General features: G+C 50.1%; 22 protein-coding genes. 5 read left to right on the top strand and 17 right to left on the bottom strand.

Features of this window, described 5'->3' with window-relative positions; translation table 11 throughout:
• Window positions 1–169 precede the first annotated feature (169 nt).
• From ilvC to ACR9Y8_RS10425, 7 genes are all read right to left on the bottom strand, one after another.
• Complete coding sequence (gene ilvC / locus ACR9Y8_RS10395; RefSeq protein ID WP_481213191.1) at window positions 170–1,213, bottom strand: ketol-acid reductoisomerase; 1,044 nt, start codon at window positions 1,211–1,213, stop codon at window positions 170–172.
• Between the two features lie 133 nt (window positions 1,214–1,346).
• Window positions 1,347–1,886, bottom strand: a complete 540-nt coding sequence (gene ilvN, locus ACR9Y8_RS10400) for an acetolactate synthase small subunit (RefSeq protein ID WP_481213192.1) — start codon at window positions 1,884–1,886, stop codon at window positions 1,347–1,349.
• Window positions 1,887–1,909: 23 nt separating this feature from the next.
• A complete protein-coding gene (ilvB, locus tag ACR9Y8_RS10405) occupies window positions 1,910–3,670 on the bottom strand; it encodes a biosynthetic-type acetolactate synthase large subunit (RefSeq protein WP_481213193.1) in 1,761 nt (586 codons plus the stop codon).
• Window positions 3,636–5,315, bottom strand: a complete 1,680-nt coding sequence (gene ilvD / locus ACR9Y8_RS10410; protein ID WP_481213194.1) for a dihydroxy-acid dehydratase — start codon at window positions 5,313–5,315, stop codon at window positions 3,636–3,638. Before ilvD ends, ilvB begins: the two co-directional genes overlap by 35 nt.
• 268 nt (window positions 5,316–5,583) lie before the next feature.
• Window positions 5,584–6,486 (bottom strand): branched-chain amino acid transaminase, encoded by a 903-nt coding sequence (locus tag ACR9Y8_RS10415; RefSeq protein ID WP_481213195.1) that lies wholly within the window; start codon window positions 6,484–6,486, stop codon window positions 5,584–5,586.
• 400 nt (window positions 6,487–6,886) lie between these two features.
• On the bottom strand, window positions 6,887–7,978 hold the full coding sequence (locus ACR9Y8_RS10420) for a phosphotransferase enzyme family protein (protein WP_481213196.1): 1,092 nt from the start codon (window positions 7,976–7,978) through the stop codon (window positions 6,887–6,889).
• On the bottom strand, window positions 7,969–8,871 hold the full coding sequence (locus ACR9Y8_RS10425; protein WP_481213197.1) for a sugar phosphate nucleotidyltransferase: 903 nt from the start codon (window positions 8,869–8,871) through the stop codon (window positions 7,969–7,971). The genes ACR9Y8_RS10420 and ACR9Y8_RS10425 overlap by 10 nt, the downstream gene beginning before the upstream one ends.
• A gap of 417 nt (window positions 8,872–9,288) precedes the next feature.
• Between ACR9Y8_RS10425 and ACR9Y8_RS10430 the strand changes: the two genes are divergently transcribed.
• The 3 genes from ACR9Y8_RS10430 (at window position 9,289) to ACR9Y8_RS10440 (ending at window position 13,379) form a co-directional block, all read left to right on the top strand.
• A complete protein-coding gene (locus ACR9Y8_RS10430; protein WP_481213198.1) occupies window positions 9,289–11,553 on the top strand; it encodes a family 20 glycosylhydrolase in 2,265 nt (754 codons plus the stop codon).
• A 64-nt stretch (window positions 11,554–11,617) separates the two neighbouring features.
• A complete protein-coding gene (locus ACR9Y8_RS10435; RefSeq protein ID WP_481213199.1) occupies window positions 11,618–12,505 on the top strand; it encodes a 1-aminocyclopropane-1-carboxylate deaminase/D-cysteine desulfhydrase in 888 nt (295 codons plus the stop codon).
• Window positions 12,506–12,635: 130 nt separating this feature from the next.
• Window positions 12,636–13,379, top strand: a complete 744-nt coding sequence (locus ACR9Y8_RS10440; RefSeq protein ID WP_481213200.1) for a hypothetical protein — start codon at window positions 12,636–12,638, stop codon at window positions 13,377–13,379.
• A gap of 205 nt (window positions 13,380–13,584) precedes the next feature.
• Here ACR9Y8_RS10440 and lipB read toward each other — a convergent pair whose 3' ends face one another.
• Window positions 13,585–14,298, bottom strand: coding sequence for a lipoyl(octanoyl) transferase LipB (gene lipB / locus ACR9Y8_RS10445; protein ID WP_481213201.1), 714 nt, complete (start codon window positions 14,296–14,298; stop codon window positions 13,585–13,587).
• Between the two features lie 242 nt (window positions 14,299–14,540).
• On the opposite strand from lipB, the gene ACR9Y8_RS10450 reads away from it, so the two are divergent.
• On the top strand, window positions 14,541–15,611 hold the full coding sequence (locus ACR9Y8_RS10450) for an RluA family pseudouridine synthase (RefSeq protein ID WP_481213202.1): 1,071 nt from the start codon (window positions 14,541–14,543) through the stop codon (window positions 15,609–15,611).
• A gap of 345 nt (window positions 15,612–15,956) precedes the next feature.
• Window positions 15,957–17,681, top strand: coding sequence for a T9SS type B sorting domain-containing protein (locus tag ACR9Y8_RS10455; protein ID WP_481213203.1), 1,725 nt, complete (start codon window positions 15,957–15,959; stop codon window positions 17,679–17,681).
• On the opposite strand, the gene ACR9Y8_RS10460 is transcribed toward ACR9Y8_RS10455, so the two are convergent.
• The 9 genes from ACR9Y8_RS10460 to ACR9Y8_RS10500 form a co-directional block, all read right to left on the bottom strand.
• Window positions 17,678–18,613 (bottom strand): hypothetical protein, encoded by a 936-nt coding sequence (locus ACR9Y8_RS10460; RefSeq protein ID WP_481213204.1) that lies wholly within the window; start codon window positions 18,611–18,613, stop codon window positions 17,678–17,680. The genes ACR9Y8_RS10455 and ACR9Y8_RS10460 overlap by 4 nt on opposite strands.
• Before the next feature lie 33 nt (window positions 18,614–18,646).
• Window positions 18,647–18,898: a hypothetical protein gene (locus tag ACR9Y8_RS10465; RefSeq protein ID WP_481213205.1), complete on the bottom strand. Its 252-nt coding sequence runs from the start codon at window positions 18,896–18,898 to the stop codon at window positions 18,647–18,649.
• Between the two features lie 3 nt (window positions 18,899–18,901).
• Entirely contained in the window at window positions 18,902–19,453 is a 552-nt protein-coding gene (locus ACR9Y8_RS10470) for an RNA polymerase sigma factor (protein ID WP_481213206.1), read from the bottom strand.
• Window positions 19,454–19,631: 178 nt separating this feature from the next.
• Complete coding sequence (locus ACR9Y8_RS10475; RefSeq protein ID WP_481213207.1) at window positions 19,632–20,504, bottom strand: anti-sigma factor; 873 nt, start codon at window positions 20,502–20,504, stop codon at window positions 19,632–19,634.
• Window positions 20,505–20,509: 5 nt separating this feature from the next.
• Complete coding sequence (locus tag ACR9Y8_RS10480) at window positions 20,510–21,052, bottom strand: RNA polymerase sigma factor (RefSeq protein ID WP_481213208.1); 543 nt, start codon at window positions 21,050–21,052, stop codon at window positions 20,510–20,512.
• Between the two features lie 78 nt (window positions 21,053–21,130).
• Window positions 21,131–21,709: a peptide deformylase gene (def, locus tag ACR9Y8_RS10485; protein ID WP_481213209.1), complete on the bottom strand. Its 579-nt coding sequence runs from the start codon at window positions 21,707–21,709 to the stop codon at window positions 21,131–21,133.
• A 95-nt stretch (window positions 21,710–21,804) separates the two neighbouring features.
• Window positions 21,805–22,215: a Holliday junction resolvase RuvX gene (gene ruvX / locus ACR9Y8_RS10490; RefSeq protein ID WP_481213210.1), complete on the bottom strand. Its 411-nt coding sequence runs from the start codon at window positions 22,213–22,215 to the stop codon at window positions 21,805–21,807.
• Window positions 22,216–22,375: 160 nt separating this feature from the next.
• Entirely contained in the window at window positions 22,376–23,242 is an 867-nt protein-coding gene (locus ACR9Y8_RS10495; RefSeq protein ID WP_481213211.1) for a UbiA-like polyprenyltransferase, read from the bottom strand.
• A 170-nt stretch (window positions 23,243–23,412) separates the two neighbouring features.
• Complete coding sequence (locus ACR9Y8_RS10500) at window positions 23,413–23,946, bottom strand: RNA methyltransferase (RefSeq protein ID WP_481213212.1); 534 nt, start codon at window positions 23,944–23,946, stop codon at window positions 23,413–23,415.
• Between the last annotated feature and the right edge of the window lie 21 nt (window positions 23,947–23,967).

Below are 23,967 nucleotides of genomic sequence, written 5' to 3' on the forward strand. Positions count from 1 at the left end.
TACTAATTTGCTTCTATGGGTGATAATTAAGAATTAATAATTAATGATTAATAATAGCAAGGCAGTTCCTGGACGAAACGCAACTATTAAAATTAAGAATCGCAGGGCAATGTTCCATGAAACACCTCCGCTGCGATTATTAATTATTAATTCTTAATTGTTAATTGCTCTACTTGCCGGGACGCAGCTTACGCACAGCGGCGCCAGCCTGCCACATTTCGCTTTCGCGCAGTTCTTTCAGTTCTTCGTTCAGCTTTTCGCGGTAGTCTGCCTGGCTGTTGGAAGCGATAGAGCGGGCAGCTTCTTTACCAGCAGCTACGCTTGCATACAGCTCGTCGAATACGGGTTGGGTAGCGTCTTTGAACTTCTTCCACCAATCCAGTGCACCACGCTGAGCGGTAGTAGAACAGTTAGCATACATCCAGTCCATACCATTCTCTGCTACCAGCGGCATCAGGGATTGTGTCAGCTCTTCAACTGTTTCATTGAAAGCTTCAGAAGGAGAGTGACCATTCCTGCGCAGTGTTTCGTACTGAGCAGCGAAGATGCCCTGGATGCAACCCATCAGGGTACCACGCTCACCGGTCAGATCGCTGAATACTTCTTTCTTGAAATCTGTTTCAAACAGGTAACCGGAACCTACACCGATACCCAGGGCGATCACGCGCTCACGGGCTTTACCGGTAGCATCCTGGAAGATAGCAAAGCTGGAGTTCAGGCCCTGACCAGCGAGGAACAACCTGCGCAGGGAAGTACCGGAACCTTTGGGAGCTACCAGGATCACATCTACATCAGCAGGAGGAATGATGCCAGTCTGGTCTTTGTAAGTAATACCAAAGCCATGGGAAAAGTACAATGCCTTACCGGGAGTAAGATACTGCTTCAATGTAGGCCACAGCGTGATCTGGCCAGCATCAGACAGCAGGAACTGGATGATGGTGCCTTTCTGTGCAGCTTCTTCGATCTCGAACAGTGTTTTACCAGGTACCCAACCGTCAGCAACGGCTTTGTCCCAGGTTTTTGAATCCTTACGCTGACCAATGATCACATTAAAGCCATTGTCTTTCAGGTTCAATGCCTGGCCGGGGCCTTGCACGCCGTAACCGATGATAGCGATGGTTTCGTTCTTCAGCACTTCTCTCGCCTTTTCCATGGGGAATTCTTCTCTGGTTACTACGTCTTCCAGTACCCCGCCAAAATTGATGGTTGCCATGTTTTGTTTAGTTGTTAGTTTTAAGTTATCAGTTTATCAGTCGTTAGTCATTAGTCGTTAGTCGTTAGTGAATGCAGCGAATATCATCTCCGCGTTAATCACTAACGACTAACGACTAATGACTGACGACTATTTAGCTAAAATTATCTGCTTCTTTTGCCGCCAGTTCTTTCAGGTGATCATGAAAACGGCGGCTCCATTTTACAATGGCTACGCGGCCGCTTTTGGAATATTCGATCAGGCCATATGGCTCCAGCTTCTTCAGCATGTCTATCAGCTCCTGCTGGTGGCCTGTTTTTTCTATGACGAAATAATCGGCGGTGATCGTGAGAATGCGCGCGTGATTATCCCGGATCAGTTGCTCGATATTACCGTTGTGCAGCGACTTGGTAGAGATCTTGTACAGCGCCAGTTCCTGGTACACCACTTCATCTTCCTCATGTACAAAAGCACGGTGGATCTCTATCAGCTTTTCTATCTGACCTACTACTTTATCCAGCTTTTCACGTTCAGACAATACCGTGATGATGAACTTGTACACACCCGGTATCTCTGTCTCTGCAGTGGTAAGGCTGGTGATATTAATGCCCCTGCGGGTAAAGATAACGGTGATACGATTGGTGATCCCTATACGGTCTTCCGTGTATACCGTTACTGTATATTCTTTTTGCATACTTTCTACAGTTATAATGATGACTACTCCAGCCTGATGTGTGAAATAGGCGCACCGGCCGGTACCATGGGAAATACGTTGTCTTCTTTCTCTACCACTACTTCCAGCAGGTAAGCGCCTTTTGTTTGCAGCATTTCATCTACCGCTGCGCTGATCTCTGCTCTTTCCGTTACTTTCCTGCCGGGCACATAGAAGCCTTTGGCGATCTGTACGAAATCAGGGTTGATCATCTCAGTGGAGGAGTAGCGTTTGTCGAAGAACAGCTGCTGCCACTGGCGTACCATGCCCAGGAAGTTGTTATTGAGGATGACGATCTTTACGCCTATTTCCGATTGATAGATAGTGCCCAGCTCCTGTAAGGTCATCTGGAAGCAACCATCTCCTATGATAGCCACCACTTCTTTTTCGGGCGTGCCTACCTTGGCGCCCATAGCGGCAGGCAATGCAAAGCCCATGGTACCCATACCACCGGAGGTGATGTTGGTGTTCGGGTCCTGGAAGCGATAGTAACGGGAAGCGATCATCTGGTGCTGGCCTACATCTGTTACCAGGATGGCGTGACCACCTGTTTTCTCAGAGATAAGGCGGATCACTTCTGCCATTTTCAGCTGACCTTCTGTAGGATACAGCTCACGCTTGCTCACTTTCTCTTCTTCCAGCAGATCTGCTTCTTTAAAGCCCTGGATCCATTCGTCGTGACGCTGTTCCTTTATCTTAGGCAGCAATGCCTGCAGCGCCGCTTTTGCATCTGCATGTACGGCGGCATCGGCCTTGATGATCTTGTTGATCTCTGCTTTATCTATTTCTATGTGCACCACTTTTGCCTGGCGGGCATAGGAGCTCACATCGCCGGTGATACGGTCGTCAAAGCGCATCCCTACTGCAATCAGCACATCACACTCATTGGTCTTGATATTGGGACCATAGTTACCGTGCATACCAAGGTAGCCTACATAGAGCGGATGATCTACCGGTACGGCAGACAGGCCCAATAAAGTAGAGGCGATAGGGATCTGTGCTTTCTCAGCAAAGGCGATCAGCTCCTGCTGTGCATCAGCGATCAGTACACCGTGGCCGCAGAGAATATAAGGTTTCTTTGCGCTGTTAATAAGCGCTGCAGCCGCTTCCACTTCCTCTTCCTTCAGCTCAGGTACCGGGTGATAGCTGCGGATGTATTCACATTTCTTATACTCGAAATCCATTTTGGCCACCTGCGCGTTCTTAGTGATATCTACCAGCACCGGGCCGGGACGGCCGTTGCGTGCAATGTAGAACGCTTTGGCAATAGCGCCGGGAATATCTTCCGCACGTGTTACCTGGATGTTCCATTTAGTGATAGGCATGGTGATACCTATTACATCTGTTTCCTGGAAAGCATCTGTGCCCAGGAGATGCGCGGCTACCTGTCCGGTGATGCATACCATAGGCGTTGAGTCCATATGCGCATCTGCCAGGCCTGTTACCAGGTTGGTAGCGCCGGGGCCTGAAGTGGCAAACACCACACCTACCCTGCCGGATGCACGGGCATACCCCTGCGCAGCATGGGTAGCGCCCTGTTCGTGCCGGACCAGTATATGATGGACCTGATCCTGGAAATCGTACAGTGCATCATAAATTGGCATGATAGCGCCGCCGGGGTACCCGAAAATGGTCTCTACTCCTTCTGCTATGAGGGAGCGGATGACCGCTTCTGAACCTGTTATGGATTTAACAGGCGCAGTAGCTGCGGGCGCTGGCTTATCGGCCGGCTTAGCTTTCATCGGTAACACATCCTTCTGTGGCATTTTTAACAAGTTTTGCGTATTTAAATAATATACCGTTAGATGCTTTCAGCGCGGGCTGTTGCCACTGGGCCCTGCGGGCGGCCAGTTCTGCATCGCTCACTTCCACATTGATCGTGTTCTTCACTGCATCTATCTCTATCATATCATTGTCTTTAACCAGCGCAATGGTACCACCTTCAAAGGCCTCAGGCACAATGTGCCCTACCACGAAACCGTGGGTACCACCGGAGAAACGTCCGTCTGTGATCAGCGCAACGTTCTTGCCCAGGCCTGCGCCCATGATGGCGGAGGTAGGCTTCAGCATTTCAGGCATGCCGGGTGCGCCTTTCGGGCCCACGTGACGTATCACTACCACATCTCCATCTTTCACGCGGCCGCTCTGGATACCGGCGATCAGCTCGAACTCTCCATCAAATACCCTAGCAGGGCCGCGGAAACGTTCGCCTTCTTTACCGGTGATCTTGGCAACGGAGCCTTTTTCAGCCAGGTTGCCGTACAGGATCTGGATATGGCCGCTTTCTTTCAGGGGCTTATCCAGGGGGAAGATGATCTTCTGTGTTTCGAAATCAATATCAGGCACGGATGCCAGGTTCTCTGCCAGGGTTTTACCGGTTACGGTCATACAATGGCCGTGCAGGCGTCCCTGTTTGAGCAGGTATTTCATTACCAGGGGAACACCGCCAATGTTGTGCAGGTCTTCCATCAGGTATTTACCACTGGGTTTCAGATCGGCGATCAGCGGTGTTTTGTCGCTGATGCGCTGAAAATCGTCCTGGGTAAGATTGATACCTACAGACCTTGCGATGGCGATGAGGTGCAGTACCGCGTTGGTGCTGCCTCCCAGGGCGATGATCACAGTGAGCGCGTTCTCGAACGCCTCAAAGGTCATAATGTCGCGGGGTTTGATATCTCTTTCCAGCAGCAGGCGGATGTATTGACCTGCGTCTTTGCACTCCTGGATCTTTTCCTTGCTCAGGGCAGGGTTAGAAGAGCTGTAGGGCAGGCTCATACCCAGGGCTTCTGCGGCGCTGGACATGGTATTGGCAGTGTACATACCGCCACAGGCGCCGGCGCCAGGGCAGGAATGCTGTACAATACCTTTGAAATCCGCTTCATCCAGCTGGCCGGCCAGTTTCTGGCCCAGGGCTTCAAAAGCGGAGATGATGTTCAGGTCCTGTCCTTTATATTTACCGGGAGCGATGGTGCCACCGTACACCATGATGGAAGGGCGGTTAAGGCGGCCCATGGCCATCAGGGAGCCGGGCATGTTCTTATCGCAGCCAGGTACGGCGATGAGGGCGTCGTAATACTGGGCGCCGCACACGGTTTCAATGGAATCTGCGATCAGGTCGCGGCTTACCAGGGAATAGCGCATACCTTCCGTACCGTTGGAGATGCCATCGCTGACGCCGATGGTATGAAAGGTCAATCCTACCAGGTTATTGGCCCAAACGCCTGCTTTGACCTCTTTGGCGAGGTCGTTCAGGTGCATGTTACAGGTGTTGCCGTCGTAGCCCATGCTCACGACGCCCACCTGGGCTTTTTTCAGGTCCTCCTCTGTAAGTCCTATCCCGTACAGCATGGCCTGTGCGGCCGGTTGCGTAGGGTCTTGCGTGATCGTTTTACTGTATTTGTTCAGTTCCATTTGCCGTTTATTACTTCTCCGCCAGCTGGCGGATTAAAAAAACATATTCCTTTACCCACTCCGCCGGCTGGCGGAGGGATTTATCAGGCTACAAAATAGTCAGTATAATCGGGAGGCGCCAAACCAACAATTTCCGGTTACCCGGTATTCAACTCCCCGCTTTTTTGGCTCAAACCCTTTACTGTACTGGAAATCGGGAGACCGAAATTCCGGAGTTCAAAGGAATCCCGGGATGTGGGTTGCGGATTTCCACACCACCGGTCCGGGCTCAGGCTACCTTTGCTTCGCGTTTGAATTCTTTTTCGAGCACACGGGCTTTATAGGCCTGCTGCAGTACTTTACCGAGGGATTCTGCCCATGGTTTGCTGAAGCCCTGACCATCCAGTGAGTCCCAGCCGATCACTTCTGCGGCGGTACCACAATAGAACACGCTTTCTGCCTCTCTCAGCTCTTCGATGGTGAATAATTTCTGCTCCAGGGGAATATCCAGTTCCCTGCACAGCTCAATCACTGTAGCGCGGGTAATACCTGGCAGGATGTTGCCCGGAGGAGGAGTGAACAGTTTACCGTTCTTTTCGAAGAAGATATTGGCGCCGGGGCCTTCTGCTACATAACCGTTAATATCCAGCAGCAGGGCTTCGTCATAACCTTTCTCCTTGGCTTCCTGCGAAGCGAGGATGGAGTTTACATATAAACCGGCTGATTTGGATTCGATCTGGAAGGCTTTAGGGTTGGGGCGTTGGTAGGAGGAGGTCATTACGCGGAGGAGTTTTTCGCCGAGGTACGCACCCCACTCCCACGCACAGATCAGGATATGCGCTTCGCTGGCTGCTTTCAGGGTCATATTCGGCGGACAGAACACCAGCGGGCGGATATAAGCCTCTTCAAAATTATTCAGCTCCAGTATTTTATAACTGGCTTTGATCAGCTCATCGTTGTTAAACTTGTAAGGGATGTGGATCAGGTCGCAGGAGCGCTTGAGGCGGTCAAAATGCTCTTCTGCCTTGAAGATCTTGATCTCTCCCTTTTCAGTTTTGTAAGCACGGATACCTTCAAATACTGCATATCCATAGTGCAGGGATTGGCCATACAGGTCAGTTTTAGCCTCAGTGGCTTTCAGATACTCACCGTTAAAATAAAGAATGGTGTTCTCGTTGTAGTAGCTGTACATATGATTTTGAATTATGACTTCTTTAATTATTGTTTGATGTTTGATTGCTGTCCCAAAAAAAAAGCCTTCCTCTTTGCGGAGGAAGGCGATCCATATCTTAGTGATGATTATACACGTCAACCTATCCTCCATATTGGCGGCTTATAATGACAACGACAACCACGACCAGCGTAATAGCCCAATTGAGCTGCGGTACGATGTGATTGAGTTTATTATTGTCTTTATTTACCCACATGGAGGTTTCTTTATTTTTTACTGTGACTACAAATGTATTAGTCAATGCACGAAAAACCAATACCGCTAAAAAATTTTGATATTTCGCAACCAAATATACTGTTTTTGAAAATATTGAAATTTTTGTGGCGGAGTTTAGACGGTTTCTAAAGAAATCGAAAGATATTTATATATCATTCCCTGCTTTGGAGAGGCATTTGCGGATCACGGCCTGCAAACCGGCTTCTTTTTCCATCAAACGCTCCAGTAAGGTCAGCTGGTTCATGGCGCGGTCAAAGTTATGCTCCGGGTATTTAATGGGATAATAGATATCGCCATTCAGGAAATCCGTCAGGAAACGGATGCCCTGCATATAGATCATAAACTTGCCTGCATAGAACAGCTGTTCCCTTTCCACACTGGTAAGGCTGTCGCCCACTTCAGAGAGGTATCCCTCCATCAGCGCTTCATAATATTCGTCGCGGATGTGGATCTGGCAACAGTCCCGCTCTTCTTCAGACACCGGGCTTACGTAGGTACGCACCATATCGCCCAGGTCAGAGATCACCTTGCCGGGCATCAGCGTATCCAGGTCGCATACACAGAGGCCTTTATAGGTATCCTTATGCAGCAGCACGTTATTGATCTTGGTATCGTGGTGCATAAGCCGGTCGCGGAAACGGGGATCTGTTTTCAGCCTTTCGTAGGTAACGGCGATATCTGAATAGCGCAGGAAAGCGGCGGTCAGCTCAGCCGCCTGCCGACGGCGCTCTTCTTTAGCATGCCGGATAGCATCCTGGAAGGCGCTGTAGCGCAGGGTGAGATTATGGAAATTGGGAATGGTAGGCCGGAAGGGCTGCAGGTTGATGCCGTCCAGGTTCCTGGCCAGGCGCCCGAACTGCCGGGCAGCTTCATAGGCCTGGGTAGGATCATCGGCCTGGTCTACCGTTACCGAATCTGCGATGAAGGGGATCATGCGCCAGTATTCGTCTTCCAGTATGAACAGCTCCTCTCCTTCCACCGTAGCCACCGGTGTGATGAACAGGTAGCCGGGATGATGCTGTGCAAGATAATCAGACGCCAGGCGCTGATTACGCGCGATCACTTCCGGCTCCCTGAACACGGACACATTGATCCGCTGCAATACAAAACGGTTGCCGTCCGGCTTTTGCAGCAGAAAAGTATTGTTGATATGACCACTGCCGAACTTTTTAATGTCCGTAGCCGGGTCATCGATCCCGAATGCTTTCAGGATAAGGGAATGCGGTCTTATTTCCATAAATTATCGGGATATTCCCCTTTGGCTACCAGTTCATTCAGGCTGGCCTGAACGCCCGGTGCATCTTCCTTGTAAGTAACGCCAAACCACTGGGAGCTGGTGGGTATTACATTTACCACGCCCTGTTTGCTCTGGATGAAATGGTCTACAACGATGGGAATAAAGAATTCTGATTTAGGATTGTCTCCGCTCTTGCGCAGGAAGGTGCTGAACTCTTTTTCGCTCAGGTCGAACACAGAAGGATGGAAGCCCCAGAAGTTCATGGATACCGGCGTATCAGGGCTCAGCGGATGTTTTTCACCATCGCCGTCTTCATACACGATCTGGCTGCCGTCTTTGTAGATCTTGGTCCTTTCGTTAATCGCGGCCAGGTTGCCTTCGCCGTTGGCAGCGCATACACCGCGGGATACAGAACCGTGCTCGCTGATGGTTTTACCCAGCTCATAGCCGATCACGCTGTATACGTCGGGCTTGCATTTGTTATTCAAAAAGGCGGCTGCTTTTTCGAAAGCATCACGGCCGTAGAAGTCGTCTGCATTGATCACGGCAAAAGGCTCGTTGATAGCGTTCTTCGCACACAATACTGCATGCGCGGTGCCCCAGGGCTTGGTGCGCTCTGCGGGGATAGAATAGCCGTTCACAAAGGCGCTCATCTCCTGGTATACATAATCTGTAGCGGCGCGGCCTTTCAGTTTGGGCTCAAAGATCTCTTTGAATTCCTTTTCAAAATCCTTGCGGATGATGAATACGATCTTACCGAAACCGGCGCGTATAGCATCAAAAATGGAATAATCAACGATGGTTTCGCCGCTGGGGCCAAACTGTTGTATCTGCTTTAAGCTGCCGTACCGGCTTGCCATACCTGCTGCCAGAATCAATAAAGTCGGTTTCATTTGTTCAGACTAGTTTTTAATTTTCAAATCTTTAGCTAAAATATCGGCGATAAATTTAATCATTAAGAAGTATTTTACGCGATCTTTTCCGGGAAAATGGAAATATTAATAATCAGGTGATGATCCTCAGTTCCCTCATTGCGAGGCGTGGCGGGATAGAACAACCGGGGCTCCCGTCCCGTCATTGCGAGGCCCGCAGGGGCCTGTGAAGAGCAGGGCCGAAGCAATCTTTTAATTAATTTTTCGCGGAGCTTGTGTTAAAACATTGCTTCGTCGCTCTACGCACAAGGCTTTACTGCTCCGCGCAATGACGGACACTTACAAGCACCCTGGGCTGAGGCAAAATGGGTGTAACTCACCTACTTAACGTAGTAATACAGTAAGAGATCTACGCAAAAACAAACTATCGCTATAAACATGAAAAAATTTCTAGTGTCATCTCTGGGCTTGTTGCTATCCATTGCAGCAGCAGCACAACAAGCACCGGCAACAATCAGTATCATTCCACAGCCAAAATCTGTTCAGCCACTCAGCGGCAGCTTTAAACCTTCCAAACAGACCCTTATCCTGTATGGAGACCCGGAAGCCCAGAAGGTGGCCGAACTACTAAGCACCTACCTGAAAAACAACCACGGCATCACCCTCTCTGCTCACCAGACCAAAGCCATGGCCGCTAATGGCCAGATCATGGTGATCCAGGACAATAATCTGCCTGCTGAAGGATACAACCTGACCGTAAACGATCAGATCATCCAGCTGCGCGGCAACGGCGCAGGCCTGTTCTATGGCCTGCAAACACTGGAACAGCTGATCCGCGGAGAAGGCACCGCTGTAGAAGTGCCTTCCGTAAAGATCAGCGACGAACCGCGTTTTGCGTACCGCGGACTGATGCTGGACGCCGGCCGCCACTTCTTTCCCGTATCCTACATCAAACAGTTCATTGATGTAATGGCGCAATATAAATTCAACCGCTTCCACTGGCACCTTACAGAAGACCAGGGCTGGCACATCGAGATCCAGCAATATCCGCGCCTGCAGGAAGTGGCCTCCACCCGTAAGGAAACAGTTATTGGCCACGCCGCTCGCAGCAAAACCTACGATGGCAAGCCGCATGGCGGTTATTATACCCAGGAAGAAGTAAAGGACATTGTAAAATATGCAGCAGCCCGCCATATCACCATCATCCCCGAAATAGAGATGCCCGGTCACTCAGAAGCCGTACTGGCAGCCTATCCCAACCTGGGATGCACCGGCGGCCCCTACGAAGTGGCTACCACCTGGGGCGTGCACAAAGAAGTGTATTGCGCCGGTAACGACTCTGTATACACTTTCCTGGAAAATGTACTGACAGAAGTAATGGACCTCTTCCCCGGCAAATACATCCACATCGGTGGCGATGAATGTCCTAAAGACCGCTGGAAGACCTGCCCCAAATGCCAGGCCCGCATCAAAGCCCTGGGCCTGAAAGACGAACATGCTTTACAGAGCTATTTCATCCAGCGTATGGAGAAATTCGTGAACAGCAAAGGTCGCCAGATCATCGGCTGGGACGAGATCCTGGAAGGCGGCCTGGCTCCCAACGCCACGGTAATGAGCTGGCGCGGCGAAGCAGGCGGTATTGCAGCAGCGAAACAAAAGCATGATGTGATCATGACGCCCAATACCTACCTGTATCTCGACTACTACCAGGGCAATCCATCCAGCGAACCGCTGAACATCGGCGGCTTCCTGCCCCTGCAGGCAGTGTATAATTATGAGCCGCTGCCGCACTCTCTCACAGCGGCAGAACAGAAATATATCAAAGGCGTACAGGCCAACGTGTGGACAGAATACATGCCTACTCCCGAAGTAGTGGATTATATGACCTGGCCCCGCGCCCTGGCCGTATCAGAGATCACCTGGTCTGGCGAAGACAAGAAGAACTATACCAACTTCCTGGAAAGACTGCCTGGACAACTGGCCCGCCTGGATAAAGAAGGCGTGCCCTTCCGCATACCAGAGCCCGCGGGATTGGAAAACAACGTGAGCACCGCATCCCACACCACGGTGACACTGCGCCCGCTGGTGGAAGGCGCTACCATTTATTACACTACTGATGGCAGCGAGCCAACGGTGAACAGTAAACGTTATGCTGAGCCGGTGGCGCTTACGCTGCGCAAAGAGCCGGTAACGCTCAAATGCATTGTAGTAACGCCTTCCGGCCGTAAGAGCAGTGTATACAGCGCATCCTACGTACGTCGTGATTATAAGGCAGCCCTTAACGCAACGCCTGCGAATAAAGGAGTTAAATTCTCCGCTTACTTCCGCGCCTTCAGGCAGGCTAAACAGATCGGCGGACCAGCAGACAGCAGTGGTGTGCAAAGCTCCTTTGATATCCGCCCCTTCCTGCCGAAAGATGCTTTCAGCGTAGCTTACGAAGGCTATCTGAAAGCTGATACTGACGCCATTTACGAGTTTAACCTGAAATGCGACGATGGCGCTGTGCTGTATGTAGATGACGAACTGGAACTGGATAATGACGGCGAGCATGCACCGCTGGATAAAACAGCTATCCTGCCGCTGCGCAAGGGTTTCCATAAAGTAAAGCTGCTGTACTTCAATGCTGGCGGCGGCGCTGAACTGAACCTGGGTGTGCGGACAAAAGGAAGTGTTGTAAATTTGAGAAATGCACTGTTTAATTAGCAGCTGGCTGTTAGCTGTTAGCTTTTAGCTAAATGCCAGCAGCCAGCAGCTAAAAGCTTTACTCTTGATAGACTACTCTAACATCATATTACAATCGATACAACCAGCATGGCTGCCCGATCAGATCGAGGCAGCCATGCTGCGTTTAGACCTGCTGCACCCGGAAGTATCCGGCAATAAATGGTTTAAGCTCCGCTATAATCTTGATGAAGCAAAGGCAAAGGGGAAAACGCATATCGTGACCTTCGGCGGCGCCTGGTCTAATCATATTGCGGCTACAGCCGCAGCCTGCTATATGGACGGTATATCATGTACGGGCATTATCAGGGGAGAAGCCGCACCGGCGCTGAGCCCTACTTTGGAGCAGGCGCAGCGCTATGGTATGCATCTGCATTTTGTAAGCCGCGAAACCTACCGCCAGAAAGCAATGATCCATTGGGAAGACCAGTACCCCAACAGCTTTATCATCCCCGAAGGAGGCCATAATGCAGCAGGAGCCATGGGTTGCAAAGAAATACTGCCCCTGGTTGCTTACGAGCACTTCACACATATTGCCTGCGCAGTAGGCACAGGCACCACCCTCGCTGGCCTGATCAACAGCGCTTTAGCACAGCAGAAAGTATTAGGTTTCCCGGTGCTGAAAGGGGCGGAATACCTGCAACGGGAGGTGGAAGCACTGCTGGATCCTACTGCAGCTGCACCCTGGCGGCTGCTGCATGATTTCCACCTGGGCGGCTATGCCAAGGTTAGCCCTGAACTGATCACCTTTATCAATACTTTTTACCACGAAACCCAAGTCCCCCTGGATATTATCTACACCGGGAAAATGGTGCTGGGCGTACAACAGCTGCTACAGCAAGGCTACTTTCCACCCGGCAGCCGTATACTGTTGGTGCACACGGGCGGGCTCCAGGGCAATCTTTCATTGGCCCCGGGCGTTCTATGCTTTTGAGAAATCCAGGTTCCAAAAATTCCAAATCCCAAAATTTAAATTCTAAATTTGGGACCGAATTTTATATCCCAATCATCGGATGTTGGAACTTGGGATCCGGACTTTGGACTTTGGAATTTTGTATTGTTGTATGAAGCAGATCGCGCGTTTATCTTTTGTTATATTGCTACTCTCTTTTTCTACGCTGTCAGTCAAAGCACAGGTACAGGCAGAGGCACAGACGCAGCAGTATACGCCCCCCGTATTACCCGATTTCATGGCCTTGATAAAAACCGGTAAGATCCAGCTGGAATGGCTGTCCGGCTTTACCAATGTAAGGCAGATCGGGATCCAGCGTTCATTGGACAGCGTGCTGAACTTCTATACCATCGCTTACGCTTCCTATCCTACCCAGACCAGGAACGTATTTTTAGATAACAAACCTTTACCCGGCAGCAATTACTACCGCCTGTTCATCCTGTTTGACAATGGCAGGTATATGTACAGTAAGACTATCCTGGCTGTACAGGACAGTACCATTGCCGCCAACCAGAAGCTGACCGTGGAAGACATCAAAGACCTGAAAGGAGGACCTCCCGGCACATCAGAAAAAACGCCTGAAAAAGTGGTATGGCATCCTTCCAATACTATATACACCACTGCAGACGGTAATATAAATATCAACCTGCCCGACGCTGCCGATAAAAAATACTCCGTTAAATTCTATGAGCCCAATGGGGTATTCCTCTTCGAGATAGACCAGGTAAAATCTCCCTTCCTGATCCTGGAAAAGGCCATTTTCCTGCACTCCGGCTGGTTCAATTTTGAGCTGTATGAGGATGGTAAGCTGAAGGAGAAATGGAGCTTCTTTATTCCCCTGAATTACCGGTCATAGTACTATTTTAACAAAAAACGCAGGGAGCAAGGAAACAGCAAGGATAGAGCAAGGATACTGCAAGGATAAAGCAAGGATCATACGGTTAAAATGGTATCAGTAACCGATACTGATATTATTTTAACGAAATGCTTTGGAGCAACGATATTGCAAGGAGAACACAAGGAGAAGACAAGGTGAAGCCTAAGAGAAGACCGGTAAAATACTATCGGGCTTCCAGCAGATCAGCCCCAAACACTTCTGCAAAATGCTTTTTAAGCGCTGCCTTTACATCTTCCGGTGCTACGGGCCTGCCTAATTCTACATGCATGGAGGCCACTTTCTTATCCGTTATCCCGCAGGGAATAATATTATTGAAATAATCCAGGTCGGTATTTACATTGAGGGCAAAGCCATGCATGGTGACCCAGCGGCTGCAGCGTACCCCCATCGCACATATTTTACGCGCTTTGGCAGGGTTGTCCGCATCCAGCCATACACCGGTCTCACCGGCAGAGCGCCCGGCCGGGATGCCGAAATCTGCCAGGGTACGGATCACGGTCTCTTCCAGGGAGCGGAGGTAGCGGCCCAGATCAGTAAAAAAGAGCTCCAGGTCCAGTATGGGATAGCCCACTATCTGCCCTGGCCCGTGGAAGGTAATGTCTCCTCCCCGGTTGGTGGGCACGAAGCTGATGGCCTTTTCCTGCAGCTGTTGCTCACTGATGAGGAGGTTTTCAATGTGGCCGCTTTTACCGAGGGTATATACGGGCGGATGTTCGCAAAAGAGTAAATAGTTGGCAGTTGTCAGTTGAAAGTTGTCAGTTGAACGGCTGGCATCCAGTTTTATACGCACGTTTTCCTGTAAAAGTTTCTCCTGGTAGTCCCATGCCTGTTGATAATCAATCAGCCCCAGGTCATTTACGTTTATCTGTTGTTTCATTTTTAAGCTGTTAGCTGTTGGCTGCTAGCTGTTAGCGCTTACCGTTTGTCAGGAGCTAAGGGCTTACAGCTGTTAAATACAGGGCACAAAGTTAAGCTATTAGCTGCTAGATATTAGCTGCTGGCTGTTAGCGCTTGCCGTTTGCCAGGTGGTAAGGGCTTATAGGGTATTAATAGGCTAATAGCCAGCAGCTAAAAGCTAACAGCTAATTAATCTATCTTTGCAAAAACTTAACACCGAAAATGGCTGAAGAATTGCTGGAACTGGAAGATGAGCTGGAAAACGGAGAAGGCAGTGAGGAACTGTACGAGCGGGTGAATATTGTGGTAGATAAAGGACAGGAACCTCTCAGAATAGACAAATTCCTGATGAACCGGGTGGAAGGCGCCACCCGTAATAAAATACAACAGGCCTGCGATGCCGCGATGGTGCTGGTGAATGAAAAACCGGCTAAATCCAATTACAAGGTGAAGCCGGGCGACCGCATCGTTGTATTTTCCAGCAAAAGCCCCGAGAGCACTGAAGTGGTGCCCGAAAACCTGCCATTGAATATCGTGTATGAGGATGAGGACCTCATGATCATCAATAAACCAGCCGGCATGGTGGTACACCCCGGTTGCGGCAATTATACCGGCACCCTGGTGAACGGCCTGGCCTGGTACCTGGGCGACGAAACAACGCGTAGTGCCGTAATACCGGAGATCCCCCGCTTCGGACTGGTGCACCGCATCGATAAGAACACCAGCGGCCTGCTGGTAGTGGCCAAATCAGATAAGGCCATGAACGACCTGGCCAAACAGTTCTTCGACCATACCGTACAACGACAGTACCTGGCCCTGGTGTGGGGCGATTTTGAAGAAGACGAAGGCACCATCGTAGCACACGTGGGCCGTCACCAGCGCTTCCGCAAGATCATGGACGCCTACCCCGACGGCGAATATGGCAAGGAAGCCATCACCCACTATAAAGTACTGGAACGTTTTAACTATGTAACGCTGATCGCCTGCAGGCTGGAAACCGGCCGTACGCACCAGATCAGGGTACATATGCAGCATACCGGCCACCCCCTCTTTAATGATGATACCTATGGAGGCGACCGTATCGTGAAAGGTACCGTATTCGCAAAGTACAAACAGTTCATAGAGAATTGTTTCGAAATGATCCCCCGGCATGCCCTGCATGCACAGACATTAGGGTTCACACATCCCCGTACCCGGCAGCATATACAGTTTGAAAGCCCGTTACCGGACGATTTCAGACAAGTGCTGGAAAAATGGAAAAGATATGTGACGGCCAAACCTCTGGAAGAGTAAATCGGGATTTGGAATTTTCATATAATATATTGCGGACTCTGCGTATACTTGCATGGTGATTCCTGCGTTAGAGGGGATGGAATATCAGCCATAGACTATGAAGCTTACCGTACCGGACTATCCTAAAAAAAAAGGCAGCCCTAAGGGCTACCTTGTGCGGCTGTTGCCAGCTGCATTGTGCAAACTTTCTCTCTGGGCACGAAGTTAGCTTACCAATGCATTTTATTCGCTAATCAGATGTTAATGGTTCTGAGATAGTTACTGCATTCGAAAGCAGGTTCTATGAAAAAAATAATCTATATATCTTAAATTCTATTAATTTAGCGCCGATCACCCATGTCCTCCATGAGAAGCCTTTGCCCTTTCCCTATACCGAAACCTGTGGTACTGCTGGTATCCCTTATTGCTATCAGCCTCATACTGCCGCCTCATTTATCCTATGCCGCCGCCAGCAAGGTTTGGCTTACACCGTTCACTATTTCCTCTACCTGTGTGAATGCAGACAGTAAGTTCACGATCACGGATGAAATGGGGATCGACTCTGTGAAGTGGGACTTTGGCGATGCAGGATCCGGCGCGCAGAATACGTCTACAGACGTATCGCCTACACACGTGTTCGCCAACCTGGGCACTTATACGGTGACGCTCATCGCTTACCGGGCAGGCGTGGCTGATACCACTACCCAGGCTGTTACCATCGTAACGCCTATCCCCTATAATTTCCCGGAACCGACAGATACTACGCTGTGTGAAGGACAAAGCCTTGTGCTGAACGGGCCCGTAATAGCAGGCGCTACCTATGAATGGTCGCGCCCCGACTCTGTTGGCGCCAGCATTGTAGCCGATACTACCACTACCTATAAACTGAAAGTGAACGGCTGCCAGATCCAGGACTCCGTGAATGTATACTTTATCACGATGCCGGATTTTGACCTGGGAGACGATCACCTGCTCTGCGTGAACGAGGCGCTTCGCCTGGACGCAACTTCCCAGAATGGCCTCTACCAGTGGTATAAAGACTTTGCCCCCATTCCCGGCGAAACCGGGTCTACCTATGTGGTAACCACCAGCGGTACCTACAGCGTGGAGGTGAACGCCCAGGGCTGCGGCATCTTCCGGGATACTGTTGTGCTTAATTTTGGCGGAAACCCGCATCCCTTCTCATTAGGGCCGGATACCCTGCTGTGCCCGGGAGAATCTGTTACCATTACTGCCACCGTGCCGGGCGCCACACCCAGTGCTTACCAATGGAGCACAGGCAGCAAGAACCCTTCGGTGACGGTAAGCAGCCCTTATACCCTCTGGGTATTTGTGACGGTGAACGGCGGAGAGTGTGAAGTGCTGGATACTATCCGGGTTGATTATAACCGCCTGCGCGGGGTGAACCTGGGCAATGATACCTCCGTGTGTAAGGGAGAACGCCTGGTGCTATCGGCGGATTTCGGCAATGGCACCTATCTCTGGCAGGACGGTTCAGACCAGGCTACCTATTATGTGCGGGAGACCGGCTATTACTATGTACGCGCCCAGATAGGCCGCTGCATCTCCATGGATACCATCCACGTAACTTACGAGGATACCCTGCGCATCAACCTCGGGCCTGATACCACCCTATGCCGCGGAGAGCGGCTCAGGCTGAGCCCACTGGGCGCCGGTAACAATTATAAATGGCAGGACAGCACTACTGTGCCCACCTATATCGCTACCACTGCGGGCTACTATGCCGTGGTGGCCAATAATTCCTGCGGACGCGCTACTGACTCTGTACGTGTACAGTTAAAGGACTGTGACTGCCAGGTGTACCTGCCCACGGCATTCAGTCCGAATAACGATGGCCGCAATGATCTTTTCCGGCCCATATACCGCTGTGAGCTGGCCGACTTCAAGCTCAGTGTGTACGACCGCTGGGGGGCACGGGTGTTTTATACAACAGATCCGGGCGTTGGGTGGACAGGCCGCCAGAAAGGCGTGGAGCTGAACATGGGTACCTACATCTGGATCATGGAATACCGCAACGCCAATACCCAAGAGCTGTTCAGAAAAAACGGAACCGTAACGGTGGTGTATTAATCCAGCCTGAAGCGGGCGATGAAAGAAGCGGTCTCCCTCTTTTTAAAGGGTACATCCCAGGTACCGTCGTAGGTAACCAGTGCGGGAATGAGGAGATCGTTCTTTTTGGTCATTTGCACATCCATCCGCACATTAAAATCGAATACCCATGTTTTGTAGGAAAGCGAATACTTGCGCCCTACGATCTCGAAATTATCCTTGTTAAAATAGGTGATCAGCTCATTGATCACGACGTCTGCCTGGTTGATCCGGCTCAGGTCTTTTTTGGCTGTGGCCGCAAATACATAGCAGGAAACGCCCAGGTAGTCTGCCGCGGAGATGGCGAAATCGTAAAAGCGCATAACGTCATGGTCAAAGATGGCTACTTTAGGGCCGACAATAGGCACGCCCTTTACCGGTTTACCGGGATTAAAGATCAGCTGCTTCAGCTGCGCCTTGTGCTTGGCCATGCTGCCTTTATCTGTTTCCACAGATTCGCCGTTGGCGTCTACGCATACCGTGCCTTTTGTGAAGAAAAGATTGCCGTATAGTTCGGCGGTATAGTAGTTATATTCTCCTTTGGCATTGTAAAAATCGCCGGTGGTTTTTTCATTCAGTACTTCCATGGAGCGGCAGCGGCCGTTCATGGTCTGGCGGGTCTCGCTTTTCAGGGATGCTTTTATTTCACCTTTTTTATCATAGAGGCGGATATCGTTATCAGCGGTAAAGCCCAGCAGGCGCAAGTTTCTAAAGGCGCGGTAAAAGGTGGTATCTTCTTCCACCCGTTTAATGAAGCTATTTACGTCAAAGCCTATACGTTTCGCATTCACGATCACTTCATCCAGGTTCACGATCATTCCTTTATATCGGGCAGTATCCTGGGCATAGGCTTTTTGAAAGTGCAACAGTCCGGTGATGAGGGTACCGGCTAAGGCCATTCTGAATATTCGCATTCATGCAAATTAGAAAAAAACTGCGGATGTGGGTTAGTCAGAATTATTACACTCTGTAGCTTCATCTGCTACGATGCGCAGGAGGTGATCTTTGATAGCGGGGGGAGGCGGAATGGCCTGTAAGCGGATATACTGTTCCATATCCCGGCGGCAGGCCTCTACTTCTGTGGCGAGGTCGGGAAACTGGGCCATGGCGGCTTCCAGCTCCCGGGCTTCTTCTGCAGTGGCCATACCGGCTACATAGAGCTCGATAATACCGGACGATATGAAACGTTGTACGTTCACGGATTATAATGATTTTAGTAAACTTCTTAATCGGGTCATAGCAAGACGCGTCCTTGTTTTCACAGTACCTAAAGGGATGTTTAAGATCGCAGCGATTTCCTCCTGGGTACACCCTTTATAGTACGACAAGTCAATTATGACGCGTTGCTCCTTATTCAGTTTCTCCAGGACCCGTGAGAGCCCCAGATGATCAGTAGATTGGTAAACGGTTAGATGACCTGTATATAAATGTACGTCATCGCCGACATCTTGGATTTTTTGTTCAAATCTATGTGATTTGGACCGTAGCATATCGATAGCCGTATTGCGGGCAATATTGAGCATCCAGGTGAACAGGCGGCCTTTCTCCTCGTTATAGCGGTCTATATTGCGCCATATCTTCAGGAAAACCTCCTGCAGGGTATCGCCTGCGGCGTTTTCGTCGTTCAGGATCTTCAGGACAACACCGTAGAGGGCGGGGGAATAATGATCATATAAGTAGCTGAATACCCGCTGGTTCCTGGCTTTGAGCCCATGCACCAATTCTTGTTCCGTATATGTAAAATCGGATTCCACATTAAATCTAATGGTGAATAATGTCTAAAGCGGGCAGGGGGTATGAATGGAATGCGAATTTAATTAATAATGAAGAATGAATAATTAATAATTCCGGATACTTAGGCTTCGGTGAGGCAATTGTTTGGTTACTATTAATTGTTGGGGTACTTGCATTATAATTATTAACTATTAATTATTAATTGTTAATTGCTTTCCCGGCCAGGAATACCTGGTCCAGTGCAGGGGTGGTATTGCCGCCTTTCTTCTCCAGGGTGATGATGAATACCTGGGCGGCGCTTACTTCCTTCATTTTCTGCAGGGCGTGCTGCTGCTGGCCCATTTCAAAAACGCCTGCGTCTACGGGTTTACCGTTCACTACTGCCCACAGCTGGTATTGCTGATCGGCAGCTGGTTCGGGTAAAGACAGGGCCAGGAGGTATACTTCTTTTGTCTGGGTATTCCAGCCGATGGCGGCCAATTGGCCGGTATGTTTGCCGGTGCCCGAGAGGCGGGTCCATTTCAGGGCCGGGTCTTTCAGGAGGCTGAGCTCCTTTTCGAGGGCCTGCTGCCTGGCCTGGTATACTTTGGTTTGCTGTGTCAGTGTTGCTTCGCTGGCGGCCAGCTCGCTAGATTTCTGCAGGTATGTTTTATACTCGCGGGCATAGTAAAAATTGAAGCCTACGCTGATGATCAGCAGTAAGATCGCTCCAATGGCCAGGTATAACCATGTTTGAGCGGCGTTAATATTCAATGCAGGCATTTTGAACGGCGTCTCCTCCTCCCCTGCTGCTGCCTCGGGCCGCCGCAGCTCTTCGGGCAGGAGCTGTTCTCCTTCCGGCTGCGTTTCATTTTCTATGGCATCGAGTATGCGGTTGCGGATAGCTTTGGGAGGTTTTACGGCGCTCAGTTCTACATACAGCTCCATATCCTGGCGGCAGGCCTCTACGGCTGCCCTGATCTCAGGAAATTCGGCAATGGCATTTTCCACTTCCCTGGCTTCCCGTTCTGAAACGAGACCTACCACATAACTTTCAATGATCCCGGACGATATGTAGCGTTGAACATCCACCTTGACTATACCTGTTTTAAGATATTTCTTAATTGAATAATGGCATTGCGCATTCTTGTCTTAACCGTTCCCAGTGGCATGTCGAGCAGCTTCGCAATCTCTTCCTGGGTGCAGCCACGGTAATAGGCCAGGTCGATGATGGTGCGTTGTTCCTTGTTTAGCTGGTCCAGCACTTTAGACAGGCCCAGGTGATCTACGGATTGCTGTACGACCAGCTGTTCCTGGTGGCCGTTCCCGATCTCCTGCATTTTCTGTCCCAGCTTGTGTGCGCGGGAGCGCAGGGTATCGATGGCTGTATTGCGTGCAATATTCAGCATCCAGGTAAACAAACGGCCTTTATCAACGTCATACCGCTCAATACCACGCCAGATCTTCAAAAAGATCTCCTGTAACACGTCTACAGCCGTGTTCTCGTCGTTCACTACTTTGAGCGCTACGCCATATAATGCGGGTGAATAGTGATCATATACGTAACTGAACACTTTTTCATCACGGGCTTTCAGGCCCTGAACTAATTCAGCTTCAGTATATGTTAAAGAGGGTCGCAAGTCAGACACTAGGATAGTTAAGTAATAGCTGGAGCCAAAATAGTAGCTTTTTTTTACATTACAAAATTTCCTTCTATTTTATTTATGGAAAATCATTTTGTAATCTGTGCCAATTTTTCCTTTAGAGATATCTTCCAGTTTGCCTTTTAGCATTCTGCGCTTAAGCGGTTTCAGGTAATCGATGAATAATTTGCCTTCGATGTGATCGTATTCATGGAAGATCACCCTGGCGGTGATGCCATGGAAAGTCCTTTCGTGGGGATGGAAATTTTCGTCCAGATAGCGGAGGCGGATCTTTTCGGGGCGGTATACGTCTTCCCGGATCTTTGGTATGCTGAGGCAGCCTTCATTATAAGGCCATTCGTCTCCTTCTGTTGCTACCTGGTGGGCGTTGATGAAAACCTGCTTTACACCGTGGTCTCCGGGGTACTCGTCTTTTTCATCTTCTTCCAGGTTATTGATGATCTGCTCACTGTCTATTACAAACAAACGGATAGGCTTATTGATCTGCGGCGCTGCCAGTCCTACCCCGCTGGAAGCGTACATGGTTTCCCACATATTAGCGATGAGCTGCTGCAAGTTAGGATAGTCGGGCGTAATGTCTTCACATACTTTTCTGAGCACCGGATGTCCGTATGCTGCTATCGGTAAAATCATGTATAGCGTGTTTTAAAAAAAGCAAAGGTACGAAATAGCTATTAGCTTTTAGCAGTTAGCCATTAGCTAAAAGCTAGCAGCTAAAGGCCAGCAGCTTATTTATACTGTAAATATTCCTGCAAAAGAATAGTAGCGCTTATTTCGTCTACGAGGGCCTTGTTCTGGCGGTCCTTTTTCTTCAGGCCGCTGTCCAGCATGGAGCGGGTAGCCAGTTTGGAGGTAAAGCGTTCGTCTATCTTTTTCACGGGTATCTCCGGGAAATGCTTGTGAAGGATGCGGATACATTCCGTTACCAGGGCGGTGGCGTCTGTGGCGCTTCCATCCAGGTTTTTAGGTTCGCCGATAATGATCTCTGTAACGGTTTCGGCGGCCATGTATTTTTTCAGGAAAGGGATGAGCTCATGGGTAGGTACGGTGGTGAGCCCGTTGGCGATCAGCTGCAGCGGATCTGTAACGGCCAGGCCGGTCCGCTTTTTACCATAATCAATTGAAAGTATTCGTCCCATTAAAAAGTTTGAGGTTTGAAGTTTGAGGTTTGAGGTTTGAGGTTCGTTAGAGGTTAGAAGTTCTGGATATGTCGTCTTGCCTGCGGCCACCTGCTTTTCAGACAGATACCTGTATTGAACCTGGAACTTCTAACGAACTTCAGACCTCAAACTTCAAACCTCAAACATTAAAAAACATATCGGCGATCACAAATACGCCATATACCACACTGGCAATGCCGTTGGTGGTCATAAAGGCCAGGTTCACCCGGCTCAGGTCATGCGGCTTTACCAGCAGGTGCTGAGATACCAGCATGATGATGAACACGGCGGCCCCGATCCAGTACAGCCAGCTGAAATGGCCGGTAAGACCAATGGTGATCACCAGCGCTGCCGATACTACATGCAGTACTTCAGAAAAACGCAGGGCGCCCGGCTTTCCCAGCCAGGCCGGGATGGAATTGAGGGACTGGGAGCGGTCAAACTCCACGTCCTGCAGCGCGTAGATAATATCAAAACCAGATACCCAGCACAGTACCAGCACGGATACCATGACGGGCAATATGGCGAAATAACCGGTAACGGAAAGAAAAGCGCCTATCGGAGCCAGGGACAGGCCCAGGCCCAGCACCAGGTGGCAAAGGGCGGTGAAGCGCTTGGTATAGCTGTAGCCCAGCACTACCAGCAGGGCCACCGGCGACAGGAAGAAACAGAGCCGGTTGATGAACCAGGCGCAGAGCATGAACAGTACGGCGTTGCCGATCACAAAATAAAGGGCTTTATTGGCGGCGATCACACCGGCGGGTATTTCCCGTTTGGCGGTACGCGGGTTGCGCTTATCAATATCGGCATCCAGCCAGCGGTTAAAAGCCATAGCAGCGCTGCGGGCAAATACCATGCAGAGCACTACCAGCAGAAAGGTTTGCCAGTGGAAGGGATGGGCCTCTTTTACAGTGGCCATAAAGAATCCCGTCATGGCAAAGGGCATGGCAAATATGGTGTGACTGAACTTTACGAGCGATAGATACTTATTAACGGTAGTAAGCATATTTCACAGATTGAAGTTTCAAGTTTGAAGTTTGAGGTTTGAGGTTGGTTAGAGGTTCCGGGTTCAATACAGGTATCTGTCTGAAAAGCAGGTGGCCGGCAGCCAAGCCGACATATCCAGAACTTCTAACCTCTAACGAACCTCAAACTTCAATTCTCAAACATTCAGCTTCAAACTTTCTTTAGTTTTGCAAATATATCCCAAACAACAATACCGGCGCTCACTGAAATATTAAGGGAATGTTTCATGCCGAGCTGGGGGATCTCGATACATCCATCCACCTGTTGCATCACGGCTGCATCCACCCCGGATACTTCGTTGCCGAATACCAGCGCCAGGGGTTTATCTGCACCAGGTACATAATCATCCAGCATGACGCTTTTCTCTGCCTGTTCAATGGCCATAACGGCAAACCCGTCTGCCTGCAGGCGCTGTACTGCTTCCAGCGTGGTTTCGCTATAATCCCAGGCCACTGTTTCGGTAGCGCCCAGCGCTGTTTTATGAATATCCCGGTGAGGCGGCACCGGCGTGTATCCGCATAAGATGATGCCCTGCAACAGAAAAGCATCTGCGGTACGGAATACTGAACCTACGTTATGCATGCTCCTCACATTATCCAGCACCAGCACCACCGGCGTTTTATCCGCCTCCCTGAACTGGTGAATGGTTTTACGGCCCAACTCGGCCATGGTTAGTTTGCGCATAGACGCAAAGGTAATATATTT

This window comes from Chitinophaga sp. SVR4-12A (genome assembly GCF_056754765.1).